The sequence below is a fragment of the Fusobacterium perfoetens genome (genome assembly GCF_021531595.1).
Classification (GTDB): domain Bacteria; phylum Fusobacteriota; class Fusobacteriia; order Fusobacteriales; family Fusobacteriaceae; genus Fusobacterium_B.
On record NZ_JADYUD010000015.1, the window covers coordinates 13,170 to 37,255 of the forward strand.

The 24,086-nt window shown below is 32.3% G+C and carries 27 protein-coding genes and 1 pseudogene; all 28 read right to left on the reverse strand.

Annotated features, from left to right (window positions below; all coding sequences use genetic code 11):
* Positions 1-23: 23 nt before the first annotated feature.
* A complete protein-coding gene (gene rpsQ, locus I6E17_RS08290) occupies positions 24-275 on the reverse strand; it encodes a 30S ribosomal protein S17 (protein ID WP_235236693.1) in 252 nt (83 codons plus the stop codon).
* A 41-nt stretch (positions 276-316) separates the two neighbouring features.
* Positions 317-499, reverse strand: a complete 183-nt coding sequence (gene rpmC, locus I6E17_RS08295; RefSeq protein ID WP_176829291.1) for a 50S ribosomal protein L29 — start codon at positions 497-499, stop codon at positions 317-319.
* Positions 499-921: a 50S ribosomal protein L16 gene (gene rplP / locus I6E17_RS08300; protein WP_176829292.1), complete on the reverse strand. Its 423-nt coding sequence runs from the start codon at positions 919-921 to the stop codon at positions 499-501. The genes rpmC and rplP overlap by 1 nt, the downstream gene beginning before the upstream one ends.
* Positions 922-923: 2 nt before the next feature.
* Positions 924-1,580 (reverse strand): 30S ribosomal protein S3, encoded by a 657-nt coding sequence (gene rpsC, locus I6E17_RS08305; RefSeq protein WP_176829293.1) that lies wholly within the window; start codon positions 1,578-1,580, stop codon positions 924-926.
* A gap of 22 nt (positions 1,581-1,602) precedes the next feature.
* Entirely contained in the window at positions 1,603-1,935 is a 333-nt protein-coding gene (gene rplV / locus I6E17_RS08310) for a 50S ribosomal protein L22 (RefSeq protein ID WP_176829294.1), read from the reverse strand.
* A gap of 53 nt (positions 1,936-1,988) precedes the next feature.
* Positions 1,989-2,261, reverse strand: coding sequence for a 30S ribosomal protein S19 (gene rpsS / locus I6E17_RS08315; protein ID WP_176829295.1), 273 nt, complete (start codon positions 2,259-2,261; stop codon positions 1,989-1,991).
* 24 nt (positions 2,262-2,285) lie between these two features.
* Positions 2,286-3,116: a 50S ribosomal protein L2 gene (gene rplB / locus I6E17_RS08320; RefSeq protein ID WP_176829296.1), complete on the reverse strand. Its 831-nt coding sequence runs from the start codon at positions 3,114-3,116 to the stop codon at positions 2,286-2,288.
* Positions 3,117-3,171: 55 nt separating this feature from the next.
* Positions 3,172-3,456 carry a 50S ribosomal protein L23 gene (gene rplW, locus I6E17_RS08325; RefSeq protein WP_176829297.1) on the reverse strand — a complete coding sequence of 95 codons (285 nt, stop codon included), beginning with the start codon at positions 3,454-3,456 and terminating at the stop codon, positions 3,172-3,174.
* Complete coding sequence (gene rplD / locus I6E17_RS08330) at positions 3,456-4,088, reverse strand: 50S ribosomal protein L4 (RefSeq protein ID WP_176829298.1); 633 nt, start codon at positions 4,086-4,088, stop codon at positions 3,456-3,458. The genes rplW and rplD overlap by 1 nt, the downstream gene beginning before the upstream one ends.
* Before the next feature lie 30 nt (positions 4,089-4,118).
* Complete coding sequence (gene rplC, locus I6E17_RS08335) at positions 4,119-4,745, reverse strand: 50S ribosomal protein L3 (RefSeq protein ID WP_176829299.1); 627 nt, start codon at positions 4,743-4,745, stop codon at positions 4,119-4,121.
* Between the two features lie 170 nt (positions 4,746-4,915).
* Positions 4,916-5,227: a 30S ribosomal protein S10 gene (gene rpsJ, locus I6E17_RS08340; protein ID WP_176829300.1), complete on the reverse strand. Its 312-nt coding sequence runs from the start codon at positions 5,225-5,227 to the stop codon at positions 4,916-4,918.
* Between the two features lie 347 nt (positions 5,228-5,574).
* A complete protein-coding gene (locus I6E17_RS08345) occupies positions 5,575-6,567 on the reverse strand; it encodes an RnfABCDGE type electron transport complex subunit B (protein ID WP_235236695.1) in 993 nt (330 codons plus the stop codon).
* 16 nt (positions 6,568-6,583) lie between these two features.
* Positions 6,584-7,168, reverse strand: coding sequence for an electron transport complex subunit RsxA (rsxA, locus tag I6E17_RS08350; protein WP_176829302.1), 585 nt, complete (start codon positions 7,166-7,168; stop codon positions 6,584-6,586).
* A 4-nt stretch (positions 7,169-7,172) separates the two neighbouring features.
* Positions 7,173-7,775: an RnfABCDGE type electron transport complex subunit E gene (locus tag I6E17_RS08355; protein ID WP_176829303.1), complete on the reverse strand. Its 603-nt coding sequence runs from the start codon at positions 7,773-7,775 to the stop codon at positions 7,173-7,175.
* Positions 7,775-8,311, reverse strand: a complete 537-nt coding sequence (locus I6E17_RS08360) for an RnfABCDGE type electron transport complex subunit G (protein WP_176829304.1) — start codon at positions 8,309-8,311, stop codon at positions 7,775-7,777. Before I6E17_RS08360 ends, I6E17_RS08355 begins: the two co-directional genes overlap by 1 nt.
* Positions 8,298-9,239, reverse strand: coding sequence for an RnfABCDGE type electron transport complex subunit D (locus I6E17_RS08365; RefSeq protein ID WP_419180985.1), 942 nt, complete (start codon positions 9,237-9,239; stop codon positions 8,298-8,300). The genes I6E17_RS08360 and I6E17_RS08365 overlap by 14 nt, the downstream gene beginning before the upstream one ends.
* A gap of 28 nt (positions 9,240-9,267) precedes the next feature.
* Entirely contained in the window at positions 9,268-10,575 is a 1,308-nt protein-coding gene (rsxC, locus tag I6E17_RS08370; protein WP_176829305.1) for an electron transport complex subunit RsxC, read from the reverse strand.
* 123 nt (positions 10,576-10,698) lie between these two features.
* Positions 10,699-11,268: an aminoacyl-tRNA hydrolase gene (gene pth / locus I6E17_RS08375; protein WP_176829306.1), complete on the reverse strand. Its 570-nt coding sequence runs from the start codon at positions 11,266-11,268 to the stop codon at positions 10,699-10,701.
* Positions 11,269-11,369: 101 nt separating this feature from the next.
* Positions 11,370-12,575, reverse strand: a complete 1,206-nt coding sequence (locus I6E17_RS08380) for an L-serine ammonia-lyase (RefSeq protein ID WP_235236697.1) — start codon at positions 12,573-12,575, stop codon at positions 11,370-11,372.
* Positions 12,576-12,636: 61 nt separating this feature from the next.
* Positions 12,637-15,021 (reverse strand): phenylalanine--tRNA ligase subunit beta, encoded by a 2,385-nt coding sequence (gene pheT, locus I6E17_RS08385; protein ID WP_176829308.1) that lies wholly within the window; start codon positions 15,019-15,021, stop codon positions 12,637-12,639.
* A 16-nt stretch (positions 15,022-15,037) separates the two neighbouring features.
* Entirely contained in the window at positions 15,038-16,057 is a 1,020-nt protein-coding gene (pheS, locus tag I6E17_RS08390) for a phenylalanine--tRNA ligase subunit alpha (RefSeq protein ID WP_176829309.1), read from the reverse strand.
* Positions 16,058-16,074: 17 nt separating this feature from the next.
* A complete protein-coding gene (locus I6E17_RS08395; RefSeq protein ID WP_176829310.1) occupies positions 16,075-16,569 on the reverse strand; it encodes a YfcE family phosphodiesterase in 495 nt (164 codons plus the stop codon).
* A 43-nt stretch (positions 16,570-16,612) separates the two neighbouring features.
* On the reverse strand, positions 16,613-17,410 hold the full coding sequence (locus I6E17_RS08400; protein ID WP_176829311.1) for a hypothetical protein: 798 nt from the start codon (positions 17,408-17,410) through the stop codon (positions 16,613-16,615).
* 191 nt (positions 17,411-17,601) lie between these two features.
* A pseudogene (gyrA, locus tag I6E17_RS08405) lies at positions 17,602-20,031 on the reverse strand (DNA gyrase subunit A); the annotation flags it as partial.
* Between the two features lie 62 nt (positions 20,032-20,093).
* Complete coding sequence (gene gyrB, locus I6E17_RS08410; RefSeq protein WP_176829313.1) at positions 20,094-22,001, reverse strand: DNA topoisomerase (ATP-hydrolyzing) subunit B; 1,908 nt, start codon at positions 21,999-22,001, stop codon at positions 20,094-20,096.
* 94 nt (positions 22,002-22,095) lie between these two features.
* Complete coding sequence (locus I6E17_RS08415; protein WP_235236699.1) at positions 22,096-22,641, reverse strand: DUF721 domain-containing protein; 546 nt, start codon at positions 22,639-22,641, stop codon at positions 22,096-22,098.
* Positions 22,625-23,716 (reverse strand): DNA replication/repair protein RecF, encoded by a 1,092-nt coding sequence (gene recF, locus I6E17_RS08420; protein ID WP_235236720.1) that lies wholly within the window; start codon positions 23,714-23,716, stop codon positions 22,625-22,627. The genes I6E17_RS08415 and recF overlap by 17 nt, the downstream gene beginning before the upstream one ends.
* A gap of 14 nt (positions 23,717-23,730) precedes the next feature.
* A complete protein-coding gene (gene yaaA / locus I6E17_RS08425; protein WP_176829316.1) occupies positions 23,731-23,937 on the reverse strand; it encodes a S4 domain-containing protein YaaA in 207 nt (68 codons plus the stop codon).
* Positions 23,938-24,086: the final 149 nt, after the last annotated feature.

Below are 24,086 nucleotides of genomic sequence, written 5' to 3' on the forward strand. Positions count from 1 at the left end.
TCCTTCCAAAATTATATTGGATTTTATTTAGCTCTTTCTAATACTTCAACTAATCTCCATCTTTTATCTCTAGATAAAGGTCTAGTTTCCATTATTCTTACTCTATCTCCAACTTGAGCTACATTGTTTTCATCATGAGCTTTAAACTTTGTTGTCTTTTTAACTCTTTTTTTGTAAATAGGATGTAAATCCATTGTAGCTATTGAAACAACTATAGTTTTTTCCATTTTATCAGAAACAACTATACCTTCTCTTACTTTTCTATCGTTTCTCAAGATTTTGACCTCCTCTTCTTAAGAATCATCTCTAAAATATATTATCTTTCATTTAAAATTGTGTTCATTCTTGCAATTTCTCTTCTAACTTCTCTGATCTTAGCAGTGTTAGTTAATTGTCCTAATGAAAGTTGAAATTTTAGGTTGAATAATTCTTCTTTAAGTTCTTTGCACTTAACTACTAAGTCTTCAGTAGACATTTCTCTTATATCCTTAGCTTTCATTATTTATCACCGCCATTCTCTCTTTTTACTATCTTACATCTGATAGGAAGTTTCATAGAAGCTTTTCTTAAAGCTGCCATAGCTAGTTCTTCACTAACTTGAGAAACTTCAAACATTATTCTTCCAGGTTTAACTACGCAAACCCAACCTTCTACTGCCCCTTTACCTTTACCCATTCTCACTCCAGCTGGTCTAGATGTGATTGGTTTATCAGGGAATATTCTTATGAATGTTTTTCCTTCTCTTTTGAATGTTCTGTTGATTCCGATTCTGCATGATTCTATTTGTCTGTTAGTAATCCATGCAGGTTCAAGAGCTTGAAGTCCGTAGTCACCGAATGCTACTGTATTTCCTCTTTGAGCAGAACCTTTCATTCTTCCTCTAAACATTTTTCTATGTTTTGTTCTTTTTGGCATTAACATGATTACGCTTCCCCTCCTTCTTTCTTAGTTGGAAGTACTTCACCATTAAATATCCATACTTTAATTCCTAATGCTCCATAAGTTGTATGAGCTGTTGCTGTTGCATAATCGATGTCAGCTCTTAGTGTATGTAAAGGAACTTTTCCTTCAACAACCCACTCAGATCTAGCGATTTCTGCACCATTAAGTCTTCCAGAAACCATAACTTTAATTCCTTTAGCTCCAGATTTCATAGCTCTCATAACTGCTTGGTTTACTGCTCTTTTATAAGCAACCCTTCTTTCAATTCCACCAGCAATATTTTCTGCTACTAATACTGCATCTTTATTAAAGTTTTTAACTTCTTGAACTTTAACTAATACTTTTTTACCAGTTAAAGCTTCTAATTTAGTTCTTAATTCTTCTATTTCAGCACCTTTTCTTCCGATAACAATTCCAGCTTTAGCAGCATGAACTATTACTACTACATGTGAAGGTGATGTTCTTTCTATATTTACTTTAGATATTCCAGCATGGAAATAAGTTTTCTTAACAAACTCTCTGATTTTTACATCTTCATGGAAGTACTTAGCGTATTCCTTTTTGTCTGCATACCAGTTAGAGTCCCAAGATCTTGTAATTCCAAGTCTTAATCCTCTAGGGTCTACTTTTTGTCCCACAGTTTTACCTCCTTAACTAATTCTACTTTTCAGATACTCCCACGATAACATGAGCTGTTGGTTTTCTTATGATGTCTGCTCTTCCCATTGCTCTTGGGCTTATTCTCTTAAGAGCTGGACCATCGTTTATCATGATAGTAGATATAACTAATTTTTCGTCATCTAATTTTGCGTTATGTGTAGCATTAGCTATAGCTGATGCTAATGTTTTCTTTATAATTCTAGCTGCTTTCTTATTTGTATATTCTAAAATATCAAGAGCTTCTAGAGCTGATTTTCCTCTCACTAAGTCAGCTACTAATCTAGCTTTTCTTGGAGACATTCTCACGAATCTAGTACTTGCTTTAACTTCCACTAGTTTCTCCTCCTTTTCTTAATTATATTTATCTAAAATATTATTAATTTTTATTATTTTTTACCAGTTTTTGTATGTCCGTGGTAAGTTCTTGTAGGTGCAAACTCACCTAATTTGTGTCCTACCATTTGTTCAGTTACATATACAGGTATATGTTTTTTCCCGTTGTAAACTCCAAAAGTTAATCCTATGAAGTTAGGGAATATAGTTGATCTTCTTGACCAAGTCTTAATAACTGCTTTTAAGTTGTTAGCAGCTACTGCTTCTTCAACTTTTTTCATTAAGTGATGGTCGCAGAAAGGTCCTTTTCTAAGTGATCTAGCCATTGCCTATTAAACCTCCTCTCGAAATTACTTGTCGTTTCTTCTTCTTACTATAAACTTATCAGATGTTTTTCTTCCTCTTGTTTTAACACCAAGTGCTGGTTTACCCCAAGGAGTTAATGGGCTCTTTCTTCCTACTGGAGCTTTACCTTCTCCTCCTCCGTGAGGGTGATCACAAGGGTTCATTGCAGATCCTCTAACATGAGGTCTTTTTCCCATAAGTCTATTTCTTCCAGCTTTTCCGATTGACACTAGGCTGTGCTCTGCGTTTCCTACTTCACCGATTGTAGCTGTACATTCTCCGTGAATTAGTCTTAATTCTCCTGATGGTAATTCAACGTGACAGTAAGTTCCTTCTTTAGCAACAAGTCTTGCTGCAGTTCCAGCAGATCTTACTAATTGTCCACCTTTTCCTCTTTGAAGTTCAATGTTGTGAATTTGTGTTCCAACAGGCATTTCTTTTAATTTAAGAGCGTTTCCAACTTTAATTTCTGCGTTAGAACCGTTCATTACAACATCTCCAACTTTTAATCCTTTAGGTGCTAAGATATATGCTTTAGCTCCGTCAGCATAATGTAAAAGAGCGATGTTTGCTGTTCTGTTAGGGTCGTACTCAATAGTAACAACTCTTGCAGGTATATCTAATTTGTTTCTTTTGAAATCTATAATTCTGTAAAGTCTTTTATGACCTTTTTGTCTATTAACATTTGTTCTGTGCCCGTAGTTATCTCTACCGTAAGCAGATTTTAAAGGTACAGTTAAAGACTTTTCAGGTCTTACCTTACTTAATTCAGGTACAACAAGTCTTGACATATGTCTAACTCCGTCACTTGTTGGTCTCATTTTCTTTATAGCCATTTGTAATAACCTCCAAATTTTCTATTAGACCTATAACTATCTTTAGCCGTTTTTATTATACTTCTTTGAAATATGAAATTGTTCCTGAAGCTAATTCTACGATTGCTTTCTTTTTAGCTTGAGTTTTGTATAATTTCATACCATGTCTTTTTGTTACAGGTTTGATGTTTACTGTTGCAACGCTTGCAACTTTAACGTTGAATATTTCTTCTACTGCTTTTTTAATCTCTATTTTGTTAGCTTTTCTATTTACTTCAAAAGTGTATTTATTGTTGTTTCTTCTAAGTAATTCAGTTTTTTCAGTAATTAGAGGCTTTCTGATGATCTCATAAGCTGTCATTATCCAAGCACCTCCTCAATTGTAGCTAATGCTTCTTTAGTAATGATAACTTTATTTTGTTTTAGTAACCAGTAAATTCCTAATTCGTTAGGTTGGAATACAACTGCGTTCTCTAAGTTTCTAGCTGATAAGAATAAGTTGTAATCACCTTGTTCTGTTAAGTCATTTACTACAAACATTTGTTTTGTGTTAGCTTCTAAAGCTTTTGTTAATGCAACTATAGTTTTAGTTTTTGGAGTTTCCATCATTCCATCTAATACAACAATTTCTCCAGCAGCAACTTTTGCAGATAATGCAGATTTAAGTGCTAATACTCTTGTCTTTTTGTTTACTTTTTTCTCGTAACTTCTAGGGCTTGGTCCAAATACAACTCCTCCACCTACCATGTGAGGTGCTCTTATTGTACCTTGTCTAGCTCTACCAGTTCCTTTTTGTTTAAATGGCTTTCTTCCTCCGCCTCTAACCATAGATCTAGTCTTAGTAGATGCACTTCCTTGTCTAGCTGCAGCTAATTCTGCTACAAGAACTTCGTGTAAAACAACTTTATTAGGTTCTATACCAAATATTGCGTCGTTTACTTCAACAGTTCCAGTTTGTGCTCCTGCTAAGTTATATATGTTTAAAACCGCCATTTTTTTCCTCCTTCCGTTCTACTAACCTTATTATTTTTTTATAGCTGGTCTTACAACAAGGTAACCGTTTTTAGCTCCAGGTACTGCACCTTTTATTAAGATTACATTGTTTTCAACATCTAATTTAACTACTTTTAAGTTTTGAACTGTTACAGTAGCATTTCCATATTGTCCAGCCATTCTTAATCCTTTTAATACTTTTCCAGGCCATGAAGATTGTCCGATAGATCCTCCAAGTCTGTGGTTTCTTGAAACCCCGTGAGACGCTCTGTTTCCACCGAAGTTATGTCTTTTCATAACCCCTGATGTTCCTTTACCTTTTGAAGTTCCTGTAATATCTACGAACTCAACACCATTTAGAACATCAACTTTAATTTCTTGTCCTAACTCATATCCTTCAACTGAGTCAACTTTTAGTTCTTTAACAAATCTTAATGGTTTTACACCAGCTTTATTAAAGATACCCATCATTGGTTTAGTAGAATTTTTTTCTTTTTTCTCATCAAAACCAAGTTGTAATGCTGTATAACCTTCACCTTCTACTGTTTTCTTTTGTAAAACAAAGTTTGGTCCAGCTTCTACAACTGTTACTGGAACGAACTTTCCATCTTCAAAGATTTGAGTCATTCCGATTTTTTTTCCTAGAATTCCTAACATTTGTTATAACCTCCATCAAATAATATATTGGTTGACAACTTGACCTCGTGGTTCTATGAACCTGCTTTAAAAAAAGCGTCAACTTGTATTATTCTGTAAGGATAATTTGATTTCAACCTTAATTTAAATTTTCAAATTACCCGAGAATCAGCCATTTTTGTGTTTTTAAACTACGCTTGTTTAATCTCGATTCCAACACCAGCTGGTAAGTTAACCGCTGTTAAAGATGATATTGTTTTTTGAGTAGAGTTTTTGATTTCCACCATTCTTCTGTGAATTCTCATTTCAAACTGCTCTCTTGAATCTTTGTTAACATGTACTGATCTTAATACAGTGTATTTTTTAATCTTAGTTGGTAGTGGCATAGGACCAGCTATTTCTGCTCCAGATTTTTCTGCAACTTCAGCTATCTTCTTTGCTGATTGATCTAGTAACATATGATCGTAAGCTTTCAAGTAGATTCTTAATTTATTAGAAGCCATTTATACACCTCCTTTAATTAATTTTTTAATTTAAAGGATATTAACATCCTTTGTACACCTTGAGAATTATATCATAAATCCCAGTATTTGCAAAGCTTTTTTTTGATTTTTTGCAAAAAATTTTTTTTGATTTTTATTTGTTAGAAAATTATTTTATTTTTACATATTTCTTACACATTTTATATAAAAATTTATCTTTTTAAATCTCTTCATTATTATATATGAAAAAATTCATAACAAAATTTTATATTATGATCCTATAAAATATAAAAGCCATATTGACCTTTTCAAATCAATATGGCTTTATATAAAATTAATTTACTTTATTTAGCCCTATCCTAGAAAAATTATTTTACTTCTTCCATTTCAATAGCTTTCTTAGGACATTTAGAAGCACAAATTCCACATCCTACACATTTTGCAAGATCAACTTTGTGTTTTTCTTTTAATGCACCTTCAATTGCTGATACAGGACAGTTCTTAGCACAGATTGTACATCCTATACATTTATCTTCATGAATAACTGCTTTTTTAGGAACTACAAGACTGTTTATTGCTTTAGTAGGACATTTAGTTGCACACAATCCACATTGAATACATTTAGCTGGATCTATTTTAGCTAAATTGTTTTCAACTGTTATTGCACCTACAGGACATGCTTTTGCACACATTCCACATCCTATACAAGCTGTTTTACAATTCTTTCTTGCATCTGCACCTTTGTCTTTAGAAGAGCAAAGAACATTTACTTTCTGTGGTTGAGGAAGCATTGCTATTACAAGTTTAGGACATGCTTTTGCACATGCTCCACAAGCAACACATTTATCTTCATCTATATGAGCTATTCCGTCAACAATAGATATTGCACCTACAGGACATACTTTTATACAGTCTCCTTTTCCAAGACAAGCATAAGAACATGCTTTTTCCCCTGAAGCATATATATTCATAGAAGCACATGTTGTGATGTTTCCTCTGAAATTATATTTTTCTGCTGCATTTTCATGTTTTCCTTGGCAAAGAACTCTTGCAACAATTCTTGGCCCATCTGACACTTCTGCAGTCATTCCCATTATTTCACAAATTTTATCTGCTACAGCTTTTCCACCTGGAGCACACATATTAGGTTTTGCACCTTTATTTACAACTGCATCAGCATATCCTCCACATCCTGGGAATCCACATCCTCCACAGTTAGCACCAGGAAGACATCCTGTTATTGCTGATACTCTTTCATCAACTTTAACCTCAAATTTTTTAGAGGCAAAAGCTAAGAATAATCCCATAGCTAATCCTGTTAATCCAAGAATAACTACAGCTATTAATATTTCACTTCCCATAATAACCTCCAAAAATTTATATTTGCATTCCGGCAAATCCCATGAATGCTAAAGCTAGACAAGTTGCTGAAATAAATGCTATTGGTACACCTTGGAAAGGCTTAGGAATATCAGAATATTCTATTCTTTCTCTTACACCAGCAAGTAAAATAAGTGCTAATGTAAATCCTACAGCAGCTCCAATACCATTTACAATTGTTTCTATAAAGTTATATCCTTCTTGAATGTTTAAGATTGCAACTCCAAGTACAACACAGTTTGTTGTAATAAGAGGAAGATAAACTCCAAGAGCATTGTAAAGATTTGGTGACATTTTTTGAATTGCCATTTCAACAAATTGAACTAATGAAGCTATTATTAAAATGAACATTATTGTTTGTAAATATTCAAGACCGAATGGAACAAGCATATATTGATATATTAACCAAGTAACAGCAGATGCTATTGATATAACGAATATAATTGCCATTCCCATTCCGATAGATGATTCAACTTTTTTAGAAACTCCCATGTATGGACAAATTCCAAGAACTCTACCGAAAACATAGTTTTGAATAAAGATTGAAGTTATAATTATACTAAATAATTTTGCTAAATCCACTTAACTATACCTCCTTCTTTTGTTTTAGGTAATTTTGGAATGCAATAACACAAGCTATTGTAAGGAATCCACCTGGTGGTAATATAAATATTAATGCAGGTTGCCAGTTTGCAGGAGTTATAACTATATTGAATATAGTTCCATTTCCTAAAACTTCTCTGATCATTCCAAGAACAGTAAGAGCAAGTGTAAATCCAAGTCCTGATCCAATACCATCAAACATTGAATCTATTACACTATTTTTAGAAGCAAAGCTTTCTGCTCTTCCTAAAACTATACAGTTAACAACTATTAGAGGTATATATAACCCTAATACTTTATAAATGTCAGGAGTATAAGCCTCCATTAACATTTGAACAATTGTAACAAGAGAAGCTATAATCATAATGAAAGCAGGTATTCTTACTTTATCAGGAATAACTTTCTTGAATACAGATATTAATATATTTGAGAACACAAGAACTGCTGTAGTAGCAAGTCCCATTGACATTCCGTTTATTGCAGAACTTGATGTTCCAAGTGTAGGACAAAGTCCTAATAAAAGTACTAGAACAGGGTTTTCCTTAAATATACCGTTTAAAACGATTCCCATTTTACTTTTTGCCATTATTTACTCACCCCGTTTTCAAAAGCTGATAAAGCTCTTTGAATTCCAGTATAAACAGCTGTAGGAGATACTGTAGCACCAGCAAATGCATCAGCTGCTTTTGTAAATTCATAAGATTTATCTTTTCCTATCCAGTGTTTTTGCCATTCTTCACCAGAAATTTTAGCTCCTAATCCTGGAGTTTCTTGGTGATTCATTATGCTTAATCCTGTAATTTTTCCATCAAGACCTACTCCAAGAGAGAAGTCTATATTTGCTGCATAACCACCTTGGCTTACAACAACAACATATCCAACTGTATTTCCATTTTCATCTAAACCAGGTATGAATTTTAAATCATCAGCCATAACTGCTTTAGATTCGTCAAATGATTTTGCTAAAGGCACAACTGCTGTTCTAGCTGCGTTTTCAGCTTTAACTTTATTGTCTGCTATAACTCCTCTAGTCATTCCGTTTACACCTGCAAGAAGTCCGGCACAAACAGCTGCGATTGCTAAAAGGACAGATCCATAATGTATAAATCTATTTCTTTCCATCAGCTTTCACCTCCCCGAATTTCTTAGGCATTGTGTATCTGTTGATTAAAGGTGTAACACCATTCATTATTAATATAGAGAAAGCTGTTCCTTCAGGATATCCACCTTTCATTCTGATAAGAGCAATAAGAGCTCCTATACCAAAAGCATAGATAATTTTTCCTTTTGGAGTCACTGGGCTTGTAACCATATCTGTTGCCATGAAGAATGCTCCAAGCATAAGTCCTCCAGAAAGAACATGCATTAATGGATCTCTTCCTGCTATTCCTGTAAGAATAGCTACAGTAGCTATAATAATTACAGGCATTTTCCAATCTATTTGTTTTTTATAGATTAGATAAGCTCCACCGATAAGAAGTGCTATTGCTGAAGTTTCTCCAAGACATCCACCCATTTGTCCGATTAAAGCTTGAGCATATGGATTTCCTTCTCTTATTAAAATTTCAGGTACTCCTCTTTTCATAGCGTCAAGCATTGTAGCTCCTGCCATTCCATCAAGGGTAAATGATGTGATAGCTACAGGCCATGAAGCTTGAACAAATGCTCTTCCTACTAATGCAGGGTTAAATACATTTTGTCCTAACCCTCCGAATAACATTTTTCCTAAAGCAATAGATACTATTGCACCTATTGCAACATATTGTAAAGACATTCCAACAGGAATTACGAATGCAAAAAGAAGTCCTGTTACAATCGCACTTCCATCATGAAGTGTACATTCAACTTTTCTTATTTTGTTAAATACTAATTCTGTAAGCATACAGAATATAACTGAAACAGCTGTAACTATTAAAGCTCTAGTTTTAAATACATAAACTGCCATTAAAAGTGCTGGCACTAAAGCAATAATTACATCATACATTACTTTGTCAACTGTTTCTGATGTTCTTATGTGAGGTGATGGCCCCATATTATATACTTTTGACACTTTTGTTCCTCCTATCTCCTAAAGAATTTTATTTCATCGCTCTTAACTTAGCTTTTCCAATTTTTATAGCTTCAGTTAATGGTCTGTTTGCTGGGCAGATATATGCACATGAACCGCATTCTATACAGTCCATTAGATTATATTTTGGTAATTCTTCCCAGTTTTCTTTTACTGCAAGTCTTGCATACATAAATGGTACTAAATGCATTGGACATACATCAACACATTTTCCACAACTTATACATGCTTGAGGTTTACAGTAATTAGTTTCCTCTTTAGTTAGTGCTAAAAGTCCACCTGTTCCTTTTATTACTGGAACTTCTTCTGTGAATTGTGCCATACCCATCATAGGTCCACCCATAACAAGTTTATCAACTGCATCTCTGTCTACTCCACAATATTCAAGTAGTTCAGAGAAAGGTGTTCCTATTACTACTTTTAAGTTTTTAGGCTGTTTTATAGCCTTTCCTGAAACAGTTACTATTTTTTCAATTAATGGTTCTCCATGAACTATTCCTCTATAAATAGCTGCTGCTGTTCCTGTGTTTTGAACAACTACTCCAACAGATGCAGGAAGTTTTCCTGAAGGTACTTCTCTGTCTAAAACTGCTTTTATAAGTTGTTTTTCTCCTCCTTGAGGATATTTTGTGTGAAGAGGCATAACTTCTATTCCTGTTCCTTCACATGCTTTTTTCATACTTGCAATAGCTTCAGGTTTGTTTTCTTCTATACCAATTACGGCAGTTTCAACACCTAAAATCTTTTTAATGATTTTTATTCCTTCTACTATTGATTGAGGATCTTCAAGCATAAGTCTGTTGTCTGAATTCAGATAAGGCTCACACTCTGCTCCGTTAAGAACTAAAGTATCAATTTTAGTATCTTTCGGAGGATTTAATTTGATGTGTGTAGGGAAACTTGCTCCCCCTATTCCAACTATCCCCTTTTCTCTGATTAGTTTTAGTAAATCTTCAACTGATGCTTCTTGCCAGTTTTCGATTTTCTCAAGTTCACACCATTCATCGTTTCCGTCATTTTCAATGACTACTGTGTTGGCTTTTCCCATAAGAGGAAATACACGCTGTTCTATTCTTTTTACTGTTCCGCTCACTGGTGAGTGAATAGTAGTAGACATAAATGCCTGAGAATCGGCAATTTTCTGTCCCTTAAGAACTTTGTCTCCAACTTTTACAATCGGGTCTAACGGAGCTCCGATGTGTTGTTGTAATGGTATATATACCATTTTTGGTGATGCCATTTTTTCTGTTGCCATTTCAGCTGTTTGGGCTTTGTTATCAGGTGGATGAACTCCGCCTCTGAATCCAAAAAACTTCATACAAACTCTCCTTCCTTAAACTATATTTAATTTTAAATAAATATATAAACTTTTCTTCACATTAAAGTTTATCACAATTATTTATTTTTAACAATATCTTTTTCGGACTTACCGACCTTTTTTTTAGCATTTTTTATTATAAAGTTGCATTATTTTTTCGATTTTTTCTCCTTCTAAAAGAGCTAAAACCATTTTTGAAGAATTTTTTATTCCTTCTTTTACATCTTCTTCATCTTCTTTAGAAAAACGGCCAAGAACAAATCCAACAGTTTTATCCTTACCTCCACTGGCTCCTATTCCAAATTTTATTCTTAAAAATTTTTCTCCAACATGAGATATTATAGATTTTATTCCATTATGTCCTCCTGCACTTCCCTTTTCTCTTATTCTAAGTTTCCCTACAGGAAGAGACATATCATCATAAATAACTATCATCTCTGTTTCAGGATCAATTTTATAAAAATTTAAAACCTGAATTATTGAATCTCCACTTAAATTCATAAAAGTTTGAGGCTTTAAAAGAAGAATTTTTTCTCCTCTGTAATTTCCTTCCCCCATTAATCCTTTAAACTTTTCTTTAAAATCATATATTTTTAATTCTTCTGCCAGCTTATCTATAACCATAAACCCCAGATTATGTCTTGTGTTTTCATACTCTTTGCCCGGATTTCCCAGTCCTACTATTAATTTCATTAATTATGTTTCTCCAATTCTATTTCTTTTATAAATTTTTATCTCTGCATAGTGCAAAAGGCTGATTTTTTAATCAGCCTTTTAATTATTTTCTAATAGTCTTAGCAGTTTGCACAAAAATGTTTTGCAAGTCCACCAAGAGATGTTTCTCTATATTCTTCTTTCATGTCTCTTCCAGTTTCACCCATTGTTATTACAACTTCGTCGAAAGATACACTGTGTTGTCCGTCAGTATAAAGTGCATAGTTTGCAGTATCAAGTGCTTTTGCTGCTGCAGACGCATTTCTTTCTATACAAGGAATTTGCACATATCCTCCAATAGGGTCACATGTAAGTCCAAGATTATGCTCAAGAGCCATTTCAGCTGCATATTCTATCTGCTCAATTGTTCCTCCCATTAAAAATGCTGCCATTCCTGCTGCCATTGCACAAGCTGTTCCAACTTCTGCTTGACATCCAGCTTCTGCACCAGATATACTTGCATTTTCTTTTACAATATTTCCTATAAGTCCTGCTACTGCAAGAGCTTTTACTACTTCTTTATCCTCTAACTTGAAAGCTTCTTTTAAAGTATAAAGTGTTCCTGGAATAACTCCTGCTGCTCCACATGTTGGAGCTGTAACAACTCTTCCTCCTCCTGCATTTTCTTCAGACACAGCAAGTGTATAGGCAAAAAGTTTACCTCTGAACTGTCTTACTTTTCCTTCTGATCTTGATCTTCTATAGAAAGTTTGAGCTCTTCTTTTAAGTCCTATACTTCCAGGAAGGACTCCATCTTTTGCTATTCCTCTCTCTACAGCTTCTTCCATAGCTTTCCATATTTCAAGAAGGAAGTTCTCAATGTCATCATCTTCATATTGAGTTACATATTCCCACAACTCTTTCTTATTCTCTTTACACCATTCCATTATATCATCCATTTTTTTCAATGGATAAACTGTTGAGGCAGAATATCTATCCTGACCTTCTTCTACAATTGTTCCTCCTCCTACAGAAAATACTAGCCAACTTTTAATTTCATTTCCATCTTTGTCATAAGCAAAAAATTTCATTCCGTTTGTGTGGAATGGATGAACCACTTCAGGCTTCCATATTATCTCTGTTTTAACAGGCTCCAATGTTTTTTCAATTATCCAGTCTGTCAGATGTCCTTTTCCAGTAAGGGCAAGAGAACCATAAAGTTCAACCTTATAAGATGCTGCATGAGGTGTTTCACCTTTAAATCTTCTTGCTGCTCTTTCAGGTCCCATTGTATGAGAACTTGAAGGTCCATTACCAATCTTAAATAACTCTTTTAACGAATCCATTTTTCCTCCTTAACAATATAATCACATTATACTTTTATTTTTTATTCAGAAAAAATTCACACTACTGTCTGATTTCTCCTGCAAATTTTGTTCTTATTATATTAAGTACCTTATCAATAACTTTATTAATATCTTCTTCGTTTAAAGTTCCTACTTTATTTCTTAAAGTCAGACTGATTGCGACTGATTTTTTACCAGCTTCTATATGCTCTCCTTTATAAATATCAAAAAGTTCTATTGTTTCTATAAAGTCAGAACTTTTCTTAAGCATATCTATCATATCCCCTACAAGAACACTGTCATCTAAAACAACTGCAAGGTCTCTTGTTACTTCAGGATATTTTACAATTCTCTCATATTTAAATTTTTTGCTGATATACTGTTTAAGTAATGTTAAGTTTATTTCAGCTACATAAGCTCTTTCTTTTGTAATATCCATTTTTTCTGCTAAGTCTGGATGAATTTCTCCAAATGTTCCAACTACTATCTTACCAATTTTTATATCAGCAGCTCTTCCTGGATGGAAATTAGGATTACTTGTTCTTTCAAGCTTATATCTTTTTGCTCCTACAAGTTCCATATATTCTTCTACATATCCTTTAAGCATATAGAAGTCATATGCTTCAGGTTTAGAATTCCATAATGTTTTGTGATCTCTTCCGCAAATACCAATAGCTACATGAATATCTTCCTGAGCAAGTTCATCAGCTTTTTTGAACACTTTTGATGTTTCAAATATTTTTATAGAATCTTGATTTCTGTTAAGATTTTCTCTAATATTAGTTAAAATACTATAAATAAGAGAAGGTCTCATCATGCTCATTGTTTCTGCTATAGGATTTTTTATCATTATTACTTCATCTTCTATATGAAGAATATCTCTTACAGATTTATCTATAAAACTATAATTTATAACTTCCTGTAATCCTATTTTTGAAAGTATTTCTTTTGATTCATCCATAAGTCTTATAGGTTCAGCTTTTATTCCTGCTTTTATATTTTCAACAGGCATTTTATTTTCTATGTTTTCAAATCCATACATTCTTATAATTTCTTCATAAAGATCTGCACTTCTTGTTAAATCTTGTCTATAGCTAGGAGGAATTACAACTGCTGTTTCCTGACCTATAGATTTCATTTCAAGACCTAAGTTAGTAAGAATTCTTGCTACTTCCTGAGCATCTATATCTTTACCCATAAATCTTCTGAATTTTTTAATATCTAAAGGAATTTCAATTTTTGTAAATTTAACAGGATAAACATCTTTTGCTTTTCCTACTATATTTCCTTCTGCTATTTCATAAATTATGCTTGTAACTCTATCTAAAACTTCAGGAACATTTTCTATATCTGTTCCTCTTTCATTTCTGTATCCAGATTCACTTGTTATTCCTAATTTCTTTCCTGTTTTTCTTATATTTTCAGGTGTAAAGTATGCAACTTCTATGAATATATCTTTAGTTTCATTAGTAATTCCACTGTCAAGACCTCCCATAACCCCTGCTATTGACATAGGTTTTTCTGAGTCTGCTATTACTAATTCTCCATCAAGCTCAAGTTCATCTCCCATAAGAGTAACAAGCTTTTCACCTTTCTTAGCTGCTCTTACTACAATTGTCATATCTTTTATCTTACTTAAGTCATAAGTATGAATTGGCTGATTATATTCAAACATTACAAAGTTTGTAGCATCTACAATATTATTTACAGGATTTAATCCCATAGCTCTTATTTTTCTCTTAAGCCATTCTGGAGATTCTTTTACTGTAACATTTCTCATTACTCTTCCTGCAAATCTTTTGCATCTTTCTTTATCTTCTATTTCTATTCTTACATTATTTGCAACATCTTCAAGAGTTTCAAAAACATCAAATGAAGGATATTTTACTTTTCTTCCATAATAAGCAGCTATTTCTCTTGCTATACCTATATGAGAAAGACAGTCAGGTCTATTAGGAGTAATTTCAAGTTCAAATATTACATCATTAAGTTTTGCATATTTTCTATATTCTTCACCTACAGGTGCATCTTCTGGAAGAATAACAACTCCATCTGAATTATTTCCAATTCCAAGTTCTACTTCAGAGCAAATCATTCCATATGATTCAATTCCTCTGATTTTACTTTTAGTTATTTTTATATCTCCAGGAAGGACTGCTCCTACCTTTGAAACAATTACTTTATCACCAAGTCTGTGATTTGGAGCTCCACACACTATTTGAAGAGGCTCTTCTTCACCAATATCAACTTTTGTTAAAGTAAGTTTTTCTGCATTTGGATGTTTTCCATATTCAACAATTTGCCCTATTACTACATTATCAAGATTTTTACCTTGCACTGTTATAGCTTCAACTTCCTGACCAATCATAGTCAAAGCATTTTCAAGCTCTTTTACATCTTCTTTTATATCTACATATTCCTTAAGCCATTCTAATGAAATTAACATTTTTCTTTCCACGCTCCTACTTAAATTGTTTTAAAAATCTCATATCATTTTCAAAGAATGCTCTTAAATCATCTATTCCATGTCTAAGCATAGTGATTCTTTCTATACCCATTCCAAATGCAAATCCTGATACTTCATCAGCTTTATATCCAACAGCTTCAAGTACAGCAGGGTCTACCATTCCGCATCCCATGATTTCAAGCCATCCGCTTCCTTTACATACTCTACATCCTTTTCCTTTACAGATAACACATTCAACATCCATCTCTGCACTTGGTTCAGTAAATGGGAAGAAGTGAGGTCTGAATCTTACTCTTGTTCCTTCTCCAAAGATTTTTGCAATAAATTCTGTAAGAATTGCTTTAAGATTTGCAAAGGAAATATTTTCTCCTATCATAAGCCCTTCAATCTGATGGAACATTGGTGTATGAGATACATCATAGTCTGGTCTGTATACTTTACCTGGACAAACCATTCTAAAAGGTGGTTTATGCTCTAACATATATCTTATTTGAACTGCTGATGTCTGAGTTCTAAGAACTACATCATCTGATATATAGAAAGTATCTGTTATATCTCTTGATGGATGTGATTCAGGAATGTTAAGCATATCAAAGTTATATTTTACATATTCAACTTCAGGTCCATCAGCAACATCAAATCCCATATCCATAAATGTTGTTTTTAAAAGTTCTGATGTTTCAGTTATAGGATGAATTCCTCCCTGAGTTGTTTTCTTTCCTGAAAGTGTAATATCAATCACTTCTTCTTTAAGCTGTTTTGCTTTAAGCTCTTTTGTAATTTCTATTTTTTTACCTTCAAGCATATCTGTTATTTCATTTCTTACTTCATTAAGAAGTTGTCCAATAACAGGTCTTTCTTCTGCAGACAGATTTTTCATTCCTTTAGAAATTTCAGTCAACTGACCTTTTTTTCCTAAAAATTTAACTCTTAAATCTTCTACTTCTTGAAGAGTTGAAGAATTCAGAATTTCTTGTCTTGCTTCATTTTTTAGTAAAGATAATTTATCTTTCATTTTTCCTCCCACTAAAATTAATCCAAATTTTTATGTGTAAATTTTATTTTTTTATCTTTTTCTATTTCTATAACTCCGTAGCTGTTATTAAGTATCGCTCCCGGATTAAACAGAGTTATAACTTTATCTTCATCACTGCCATTACGGCGTGTGAAAGTATCTACGCAATCCGGATTGTGGGTATGACCAAAGACAATAATATCTGCTTTCTCCTCATATCCTTTTTCCTCTATATGCGAATAGTCCCTTTTAACTCCATAAATATGACCATGAGTCAGAAAGATTCTTACTCCTTCTAACTCAACAGTCATTTCATCTTTTGTTTTATAATCATCATAGTCACAATTTCCCCGAACAATAAAAAATTTTATTTCCGGAAAAATAAGTTCCATCTCTAAAGCATCTCCTGAGCAATCTCCTGAGAACAATACAACATCAGGCTTTTCCCATTTACATGCCTTATAAAATCTTTCAAAACACCCATGAGTGTCTGATACAGCTAATATTTTCATAAGCTACCTGTCCTGTATTTATTAAACTGAAATTTATACTTTTTTAAGCTATAAACAGAGTTGTTTCTACATCCTCCATTATTTTTACACCTATTTTTTTAGTTATTTTTTCAAACATGTAAGAATTACTTAAGTTACCCATAATAAGAATATCTTCTTCCTTACATATCTTCAAGAATTCATCTGAATCAGCTTTCATTATTTGTTTAGAAACAAGTTTTATTCCTTTTCCTTTTATAAATTCATTCAAATAATTTTCATGAACTTCATCATCGTCATGGTCATGCTGTTGAGGATCTATAAGCTCAAGTGATGTAATTTCATCCACATGAGTAAAAATATTTATGAATCTTTGGAAACTCTTATTTACTTTTGTTCCATCGTCATTTGAAATTGCCACTTTATCAAGCTTTAAAACTTTATCTCTCACAACTATAATAGGCTTAAAGAAACGCTTTAAAATAGCAATTAAATCTTCAGAAAATTTATCTTCTTTCTCTATAAGAAGAATATCTGATTTTTTTAATTCCTCTATTACAATTTCAGGAGTTATACCAAATTTTACTTCAAGTTCAGCATCAACACCTCTTTCTGCTAATTGTTCTTTTATATTTGCAATTTCATGTTCCTCATAACGATTCCATTCTTCATTTATTCCTGCAATCATAGGTTCAAGCATTATTCCATCAACTGCATTTGGAAGAAATTCCTTTTTTCTCACATCTCTTACATGAAGAGGTCTGATTGAAAAGCCAAAATTATCTCTTAAATAAATAGCACTATCAATAAGATTTTCTCTATTATAACCATTCCCTAATACTAAAAGTACATTTCTTTCCATAAACACCACGTCCTTTTTTAGTTTTCGTCTGAGTCATCTAGTTCCTGCTCACTTTCATACTGCATCTGCTCCTCATCTTCGCTTTCAAAAGTGTTCAGGTATTTATTTTCAAAATCGTCATTTTCAGATGATTTTTTATTGGTATTTTCTGTTTTATCTATTTCTTCACTTTTATCATCGGAAAGTATTTTTTCTTCATCTTTTTCATTTTTTACTTTTGCTATCGCCACAACCTTTTCATCATCTGAAGTTCTCATTATTTTAACTCCCTGAGCTGCTCTTCCATAAACAGAAACGGACTCTACAGGTGTTCTTATAACTACTCCTGACGAAGTAATTGCCATAAGTTCTTCATCTTCTCTTACTGGTTTAACTTCTACAATATTTCCAGTTTTGTCACTGCATTTAAGGTTTATTACACCTTTTCCACCTCTTCCTTGAAGTGGATATTCATTTACTCTTGTTCTCTTACCAAATCCATTTTCTGTTACAGTAAGAATTGTTTCTTCATCTCCATTTTTTATAAGAAGTCCTGATACAACACTATCTCCATGTCTTAATGTAATACCTTTTACCCCAGTGGCATTTCTTGACATGCTTCTTACTTCATTTGTTCTTATTCTTATAGAATATCCATGTTTAGTTGCTATAAATAACTGGTCATCTTCAGAAGTTACTACACCTACAAATATTAAATCATCATCTTCTCTTAATTTTACAGCTTTTAATCCTCCACTATGAATATTCTGGAATTCCATAAGATTTGTTTTCTTAACAGTTCCGTCTTGAGTAAGGAACAGAATTTCTTTATTTCTTGTAAATTCTCTTATTTTTATAGTAAATCTTACTTTCTCATCTTCTTGAAGTTTTATGATATTTTCAATAAGTTTTCCTCTTGCTTGTTTAGAACTTTCAGGAATTTGATAAGCTTTAAGATTAAATACTCTTCCTTTGCTTGTAAATATCATCATGCTATCAAGTGTTGACATAACTTCCATGTCTTGTACAAAGTCGTCTTCAACTGTATGCTGTGTTGATACTCCTTTTCCACCTCTCTTCTGAGATTTATACTTATCAAGTTCTATTCTTTTTACATAACCTTTATTTGTTATAGTAATTAAGACTTTTTCATCTTTTATAAGATCTTCCATATCAATATCAAGTCTTTCATCTTCTATACTTGTTCTTCTAGAATCATTATATTTTTCCTTTAATTCAGAAAGTTCTTTTTTCATTATCTCATATATTTTATTTTCATCAGCAAGAATAGCTTTCAGTTCTCTTATTTTTATTTCAAGTTCCTGAAACTCTTGTTCTATTTTTTCTCTTTCAAGACCTGTAAGTCTTTGAAGTTTCATATCCATAATAGCTTTTGCCTGAATTTCTGAAAAAGCATATCTTTCTATTAAAGCATCCTTAGCTTCATTTCCATCTTTTGATGCTCTTATTAGTTCTATAATTCTATCTATATTTTCTAAAGCTATTCTGAATCCTTGTAAAATATGATCTCTTTTTTCAGCTTTATCTAAATCATATTTTGTTCTTCTTGTAATAACTTCAAATCTATGTTTCATATATTCTTCTAATACTTGTTTTAATGTAAGTATCTTAGGAACATTATTTACAAGAGCAAGCATTATAATTCCAAATGTACTTTGAAGATCTGTATATTTATATAATTTATTAAGAACAAGTTCAGGTTCTTCACCTCTCTTAAGTTCTATTACTATTCTTATACCTTCTCTATCAGATTCGTCTCTTAAATCAGAAATTCCTGTAAGTTTCTTTTCTCTTACTAAAGCTACTATTCTTTCAATAAGAGCAGATTTATTAAGTTGATAAGGTATTTCTTTTACAACAAGAGAAACTCTTCCTGTTTTTGATTCTTCTACTTCTATTCTTCCTCTTACTCTAATTCTTCCTCTTCCTGTTGCATATGCTTCTCTTATACCTTTTGTACCATCTATTATTCCTCCTGTAGGAAAATCAGGACCTGGAATATATTCCATCAGTTCATCTGTTGTTATATCTCTGTTATCTATAAGAGCAAGAGTTCCATCAACTAACTCTCCTAAATTATGAGGAGGAATATTAGTTGCCATACCTACTGCAATCCCTGTAGATCCATTAAGAAGAAGATTTGGAAGTTTTGCAGGAAGTACAACTGGCTCATCAAGAGAATCATCAAAGTTTTTTCTAAAATCTATTGTATCTTTATCAATATCCTCTAAAAGCTCTCCTGTTATTTTTTTCATTCTAGCTTCTGTATATCTCATGGCAGCTGCAGAATCTCCGTCAATAGAACCAAAGTTTCCATGACCGTCTACAAGTTCATATCTGTAGTTAAATTCCTGTGCCATTCTTACCATTGTATTATAAACTGCTGTATCTCCGTGAGGGTGATACTTACCAAGTACTTCCCCTACGATTCTGGCAGATTTTTTATATGCTTTATCATAAGTCATTCCCATTTCATTCATGGCAAATAATATTCTTCTGTGAACAGGTTTTAAACCATCTCTTACATCTGGAAGTGCTCTGCTTACTATAACACTCATGGAGTAATCCAGATAAGATTGTTTCATTTCCTCTTCTATATATCTGTTAATTATATTAGACATTCTTTCATTTCCTCCCGACAATATATATTATTAATGTTCATATACATTTTTTTCATTAATAACTATATATCTAAGTTTTTAACAAATTGTGCTCCATCTTCAATAAACTGTCTTCTTGGTTCTACTTTATCTCCCATAAGTTTATCAAAAATCATATCAGCTTCTCTTGCATCATCAACTTTAACCTGATAGAAAGTTCTTGTATCAGGATCCATTGTTGTTTCCCAAAGCTGTTCAGGATTCATCTCTCCTAAACCTTTATATCTTTGAAGAACATATTTTTTATTTTCTCCTTCAAGATTATCTACAATAAATTTAAGCTGTTTATCATCATAAGCATACTGCACTGTTCTTCCAGTTGCTATTTTATATAAAGGTGGCTGTGCTATATAGATGTTTCCATTATGAAGAAGCTCAACCATGTATCTATAGAAGAATGTCAAAAGAAGAGTTCTTATATGAGCACCATCTACATCGGCGTCAGTCATAAGGATTATTTTTCCATATCTTAATTTAGATATATCAAAATTATCTCCCATTCCTGCTCCAAATGCTGTTATCATAGCTCTTATTTCAGCATTTTCAAGTGCTTTGTGAAGACCTGCTTTTTCTACATTCAGAATTTTTCCTCTTAAAGGAAGTATTGCCTGGAATCTTCTGTCTCTTCCTTGTTTTGCTGATCCTCCTGCTGAATCTCCCTCAACTATATAAATTTCACATTCATCAGGATTTTTTGATGAACAATCTGCAAGTTTTCCTGGAAGAGAACCAACTTCAAGAGCTGATTTTCTAAGTACAAGTTCTCTTGCTTTTTGAGCAGCTTCTCTCGCTCTTTTAGAATTTAAAACTTTATCTATTATTATTTTAGTGTCACCAGGAGTATCTTCTAAAAACATTTTAAGCTGTGTTCCAACTATATTTGACACTATTCCTGTCACTTCAGAGTTTCCAAGTTTAGTTTTTGTTTGTCCTTCAAACTGAGGCTGTGCAATCTTTATTGAAACAATTGCAGAAAGTCCTTCTCTTATATCAGATCCTTGAAGTTTTCCATCTTTATCTTTTAAGAATCCTTGAGACTTTCCTACATCATTTATAACTCTTGTAAGAGCAGTTCTGAAACCACTTACATGAGTTCCTCCTTCAATAGTATGAATATTATTAACAAAAGAATAAATATTTTCTCTTTGGTTTGTATTATAAATCATAACAGCTTCTACAACAATTCCATCAGCTTCCCCTGACATATATATGGGTTCTTTTATAAGAGCTGTATTATCTTTCTCTACATCTTTTATATAATCAATGATTCCACCATCAAATTTAAGATCTGCTACAACTTCAGGATTTTTTCTTTTATCTGTAAGAATTATTCTAAGTCCTTTATTTAAATATGCAAGTTCTTTTAATCTTGTATCAAGAGTTTCAAAGTTATATATAAGAGTTTCAAAAATTTCATAATCAGCTTTAAATCTTACTTTTGTTCCTGTAACAGTTGTTTCTCCTATAGTTTTTACTGGTTCAACAGGAATTCCTCTGTTATATTTCTGATACCATACTTTCCCATCTCTTTGAACTTCAACTTCAAGCCATTCTGAAAGAGCATTAACAACTGATACCCCTACTCCATGAAGTCCTCCTGAAACTTTATAGTTATCATTTTCAAATTTTCCACCAGCATGAAGAACTGTAAGAACTATTTCAAGTGCTGATTTTCCATACTTAGGGTGAATTCCAGTAGGAATTCCTCTACCATTGTCTATAACTTCAATTATATTGTCAGGAAGTACATTAACAATTATTTTGTCACAGTATCCGGCAAGTGCCTCATCTATAGAGTTATCAACTATCTCCCACACAAGATGGTGAAGTCCTCTTTCTGATGTTGTTCCAATATACATTCCTGGTCTTTTTCTAACTGCTTCAAGTCCTTCCAAGACCGTAATGTTTTCTGCTTGATAATTATTACTCATTATTTTACATACCCTCCAAAAATATTCTTATTCAGAATTTCACAAACAAGATTTTCACATTAAAAACCTTAAAAATTTATCTCAATTCAATTTTTTAATACCTGTTTATAGTGAGATTTTCTTTTTCTCCTCTGCATTTAGAACATAATTTTTCATTTCCCAAAAATATACTTCCGCAACTTAAACATTTTTTATATCCTTTTTCAAGAAGAAATTTTTCTCTTTTTTTAGCAAGTCCTGCAAGATATTTTATACTTTCTTCTATTGACATATCTTTTGTCTTGTATTCTATAATTTTTTCTTCTTTAGCTTCAGGAACTTCAAGAGTTTCTCCTCTTTTAAGTTTCTCTTCTAAATCTATTTTTCTCACTCTATATTTTATATCAACAACATATTCTCCTTTAAGAAGCCTGTTGATTTTTTCAATGTATTTATCTTTCTTCATATTCATAGCATGGAGAAAGATAGAATTTTCTACAGCAGTATAAAGTATTCCATCTTTTATACCAAGAGGTTCTGATTTTATTCCGAGTTCTCCTGCTATAGAAGGCCATGCTCCCTTAATAATAGATATACGGAGTGTATTACTTCTTGAAACTGCATCTTCTATCATTCTTTTTACACTAATTATCCCGTTCATAAACCTCTCCTTTTTCTACAAAGAAGTTTTTTGATTCTATATTCAAAAGGTCTGTTGAAGTGATTATTACCTGTATATCTCTCTTATTAAGATAATTTATTATACTCTCTTTTCTTATAGAATCAAAGTATGAAGATACATCATCTATAAGAAAAACTGGATTTTCTCTTTTTTCTTTAAGAACCATATCTATCTCAGAAAGTTTCAGCGAAAATATGATTGACTTTTTTTCTCCCTGTGAAGAAAAAGACTTTGCTTCTCTTCCATCTAAAAGAAAAAGAAAGTCATCTTTTTGAGGACCTACCATAGAATAGCCATATTTCAATTCTTTTGAAAATTCTCTTGTTATATCTTCTCTTAATTTTTCTTCAAGCTCTGTAAGAGTATATTTTTTTATATCTCCCATTTCTGAATGATATACAAGATTAAGTTCTTTTTTGCTGTCAAAAAGTTTTCTATAATTAAGATTTAAAATAATGGAAATATTTTTTACATATTCAAGTCTTTTTTTTATAACTTTTGCCCCATATTTTATAAACTCATCTTCATATATAGAAAACATAGGATCTTTATGCTCTCTGTTTTTTAAATACTTATTTCTAATTTTCAAAAGTTTTGTGTACTGTTTAAGATTTTGAAAATATTCATGGCTGCTCTGTGCTATCTCGCTGTCAAAGAACTTTCTTCTAACGCCAGGCGACCCTACTATCAGTTCAATATCTTCTGGAATAAATGACACAACATTCACTTTTCCATAGTATTCATCATAAGGTATCCTTTTTTTATTAAGCCTGTATTCTTTTTTACTGCTATCTATTTTTACTGAGATATTTTTATCGCTCAGTTTATCTTCATATTCTAAAAAGCATCCTGTTTTTAATTTCCCATATTTTATAAGATCTGCATTTTTAGAAGTCCGAAAACTTTTTCCAGTTGCTCCAAAATAAACGGCTTCTATTATACTTGTTTTACCTTGTCCATTTTTTCCAAGGAATAAATTTATCTTAGGAGAAAATTTTATATTTCTGTCTGATAAGTTTCTGAAATTTATATAATTTATCTCTAAGATTTTCAAGTTTTCCACCTCAATTATTCTACTTGGTAAGTTTTTCCTGCTGCTTCTACTATATCACCTGCACGAAGCTTTTTCCCGCGTCTTTCTTCTACTTCTCCGTTAACTTTTACTTCACCTGCTAAAATCATATCTTTAGCATCTACTCCACTTTCTGCTGTTCCTGTCCATTTCAAAAACTGGTCAAGTTTTATATACTCAGTTTGTATCTTTATTTTTTCCATCTGCACATCTCCTGTTTTTTGGTCACACTTATTAGATTATAATATATATTTTAGCACAAATCTTCTTATATGTCATTAAAGTTTAAAGCAAAGTCAGCATTTTTAACCTATACTTAACACAAAAAAATTTATAAAACCTTTTCTATTTT

Coding starts and splice junctions, on each gene's coding strand:
- rpmC (WP_176829291.1), bottom strand. CDS start 499: ATGAAAGCTAAGGATATAAGAGAAATGTCTACTGAAGACTTAGTAGTT.
- rplP (WP_176829292.1), bottom strand. CDS start 921: ATGTTAATGCCAAAAAGAACAAAACATAGAAAAATGTTTAGAGGAAGA.
- rpsS (WP_176829295.1), bottom strand. CDS start 2,261: ATGGCTAGATCACTTAGAAAAGGACCTTTCTGCGACCATCACTTAATG.
- rplB (WP_176829296.1), bottom strand. CDS start 3,116: ATGGCTATAAAGAAAATGAGACCAACAAGTGACGGAGTTAGACATATG.
- rplW (WP_176829297.1), bottom strand. CDS start 3,456: ATGACAGCTTATGAGATCATCAGAAAGCCTCTAATTACTGAAAAAACT.
- rplD (WP_176829298.1), bottom strand. CDS start 4,088: ATGGCGGTTTTAAACATATATAACTTAGCAGGAGCACAAACTGGAACT.
- rplC (WP_176829299.1), bottom strand. CDS start 4,745: ATGTTAGGAATTCTAGGAAAAAAAATCGGAATGACTCAAATCTTTGAA.
- rpsJ (WP_176829300.1), bottom strand. CDS start 5,227: ATGGCTTCTAATAAATTAAGAATCTACTTGAAAGCTTACGATCATATG.
- I6E17_RS08345 (WP_235236695.1), bottom strand. CDS start 6,567: ATGGGAAGTGAAATATTAATAGCTGTAGTTATTCTTGGATTAACAGGA.
- I6E17_RS08355 (WP_176829303.1), bottom strand. CDS start 7,775: ATGGCAAAAAGTAAAATGGGAATCGTTTTAAACGGTATATTTAAGGAA.
- I6E17_RS08360 (WP_176829304.1), bottom strand. CDS start 8,311: ATGGAAAGAAATAGATTTATACATTATGGATCTGTCCTTTTAGCAATC.
- rsxC (WP_176829305.1), bottom strand. CDS start 10,575: ATGAAGTTTTTTGGATTCAGAGGCGGAGTTCATCCACCTGATAACAAA.
- pth (WP_176829306.1), bottom strand. CDS start 11,268: ATGAAATTAATAGTAGGACTGGGAAATCCGGGCAAAGAGTATGAAAAC.
- I6E17_RS08380 (WP_235236697.1), bottom strand. CDS start 12,575: ATGGATTCGTTAAAAGAGTTATTTAAGATTGGTAATGGACCTTCAAGT.
- pheT (WP_176829308.1), bottom strand. CDS start 15,021: ATGTTAATTTCATTAGAATGGCTTAAGGAATATGTAGATATAAAAGAA.
- pheS (WP_176829309.1), bottom strand. CDS start 16,057: ATGAAAGATAAATTATCTTTACTAAAAAATGAAGCAAGACAAGAAATT.
- I6E17_RS08395 (WP_176829310.1), bottom strand. CDS start 16,569: ATGAAAATATTAGCTGTATCAGACACTCATGGGTGTTTTGAAAGATTT.
- I6E17_RS08400 (WP_176829311.1), bottom strand. CDS start 17,410: ATGGAAAGAAATGTACTTTTAGTATTAGGGAATGGTTATAATAGAGAA.
- gyrB (WP_176829313.1), bottom strand. CDS start 22,001: ATGAGTAATAATTATCAAGCAGAAAACATTACGGTCTTGGAAGGACTT.
- I6E17_RS08415 (WP_235236699.1), bottom strand. CDS start 22,641: ATGAACGGGATAATTAGTGTAAAAAGAATGATAGAAGATGCAGTTTCA.
- yaaA (WP_176829316.1), bottom strand. CDS start 23,937: ATGGAAAAAATAAAGATACAAACTGAGTATATAAAACTTGACCAGTTT.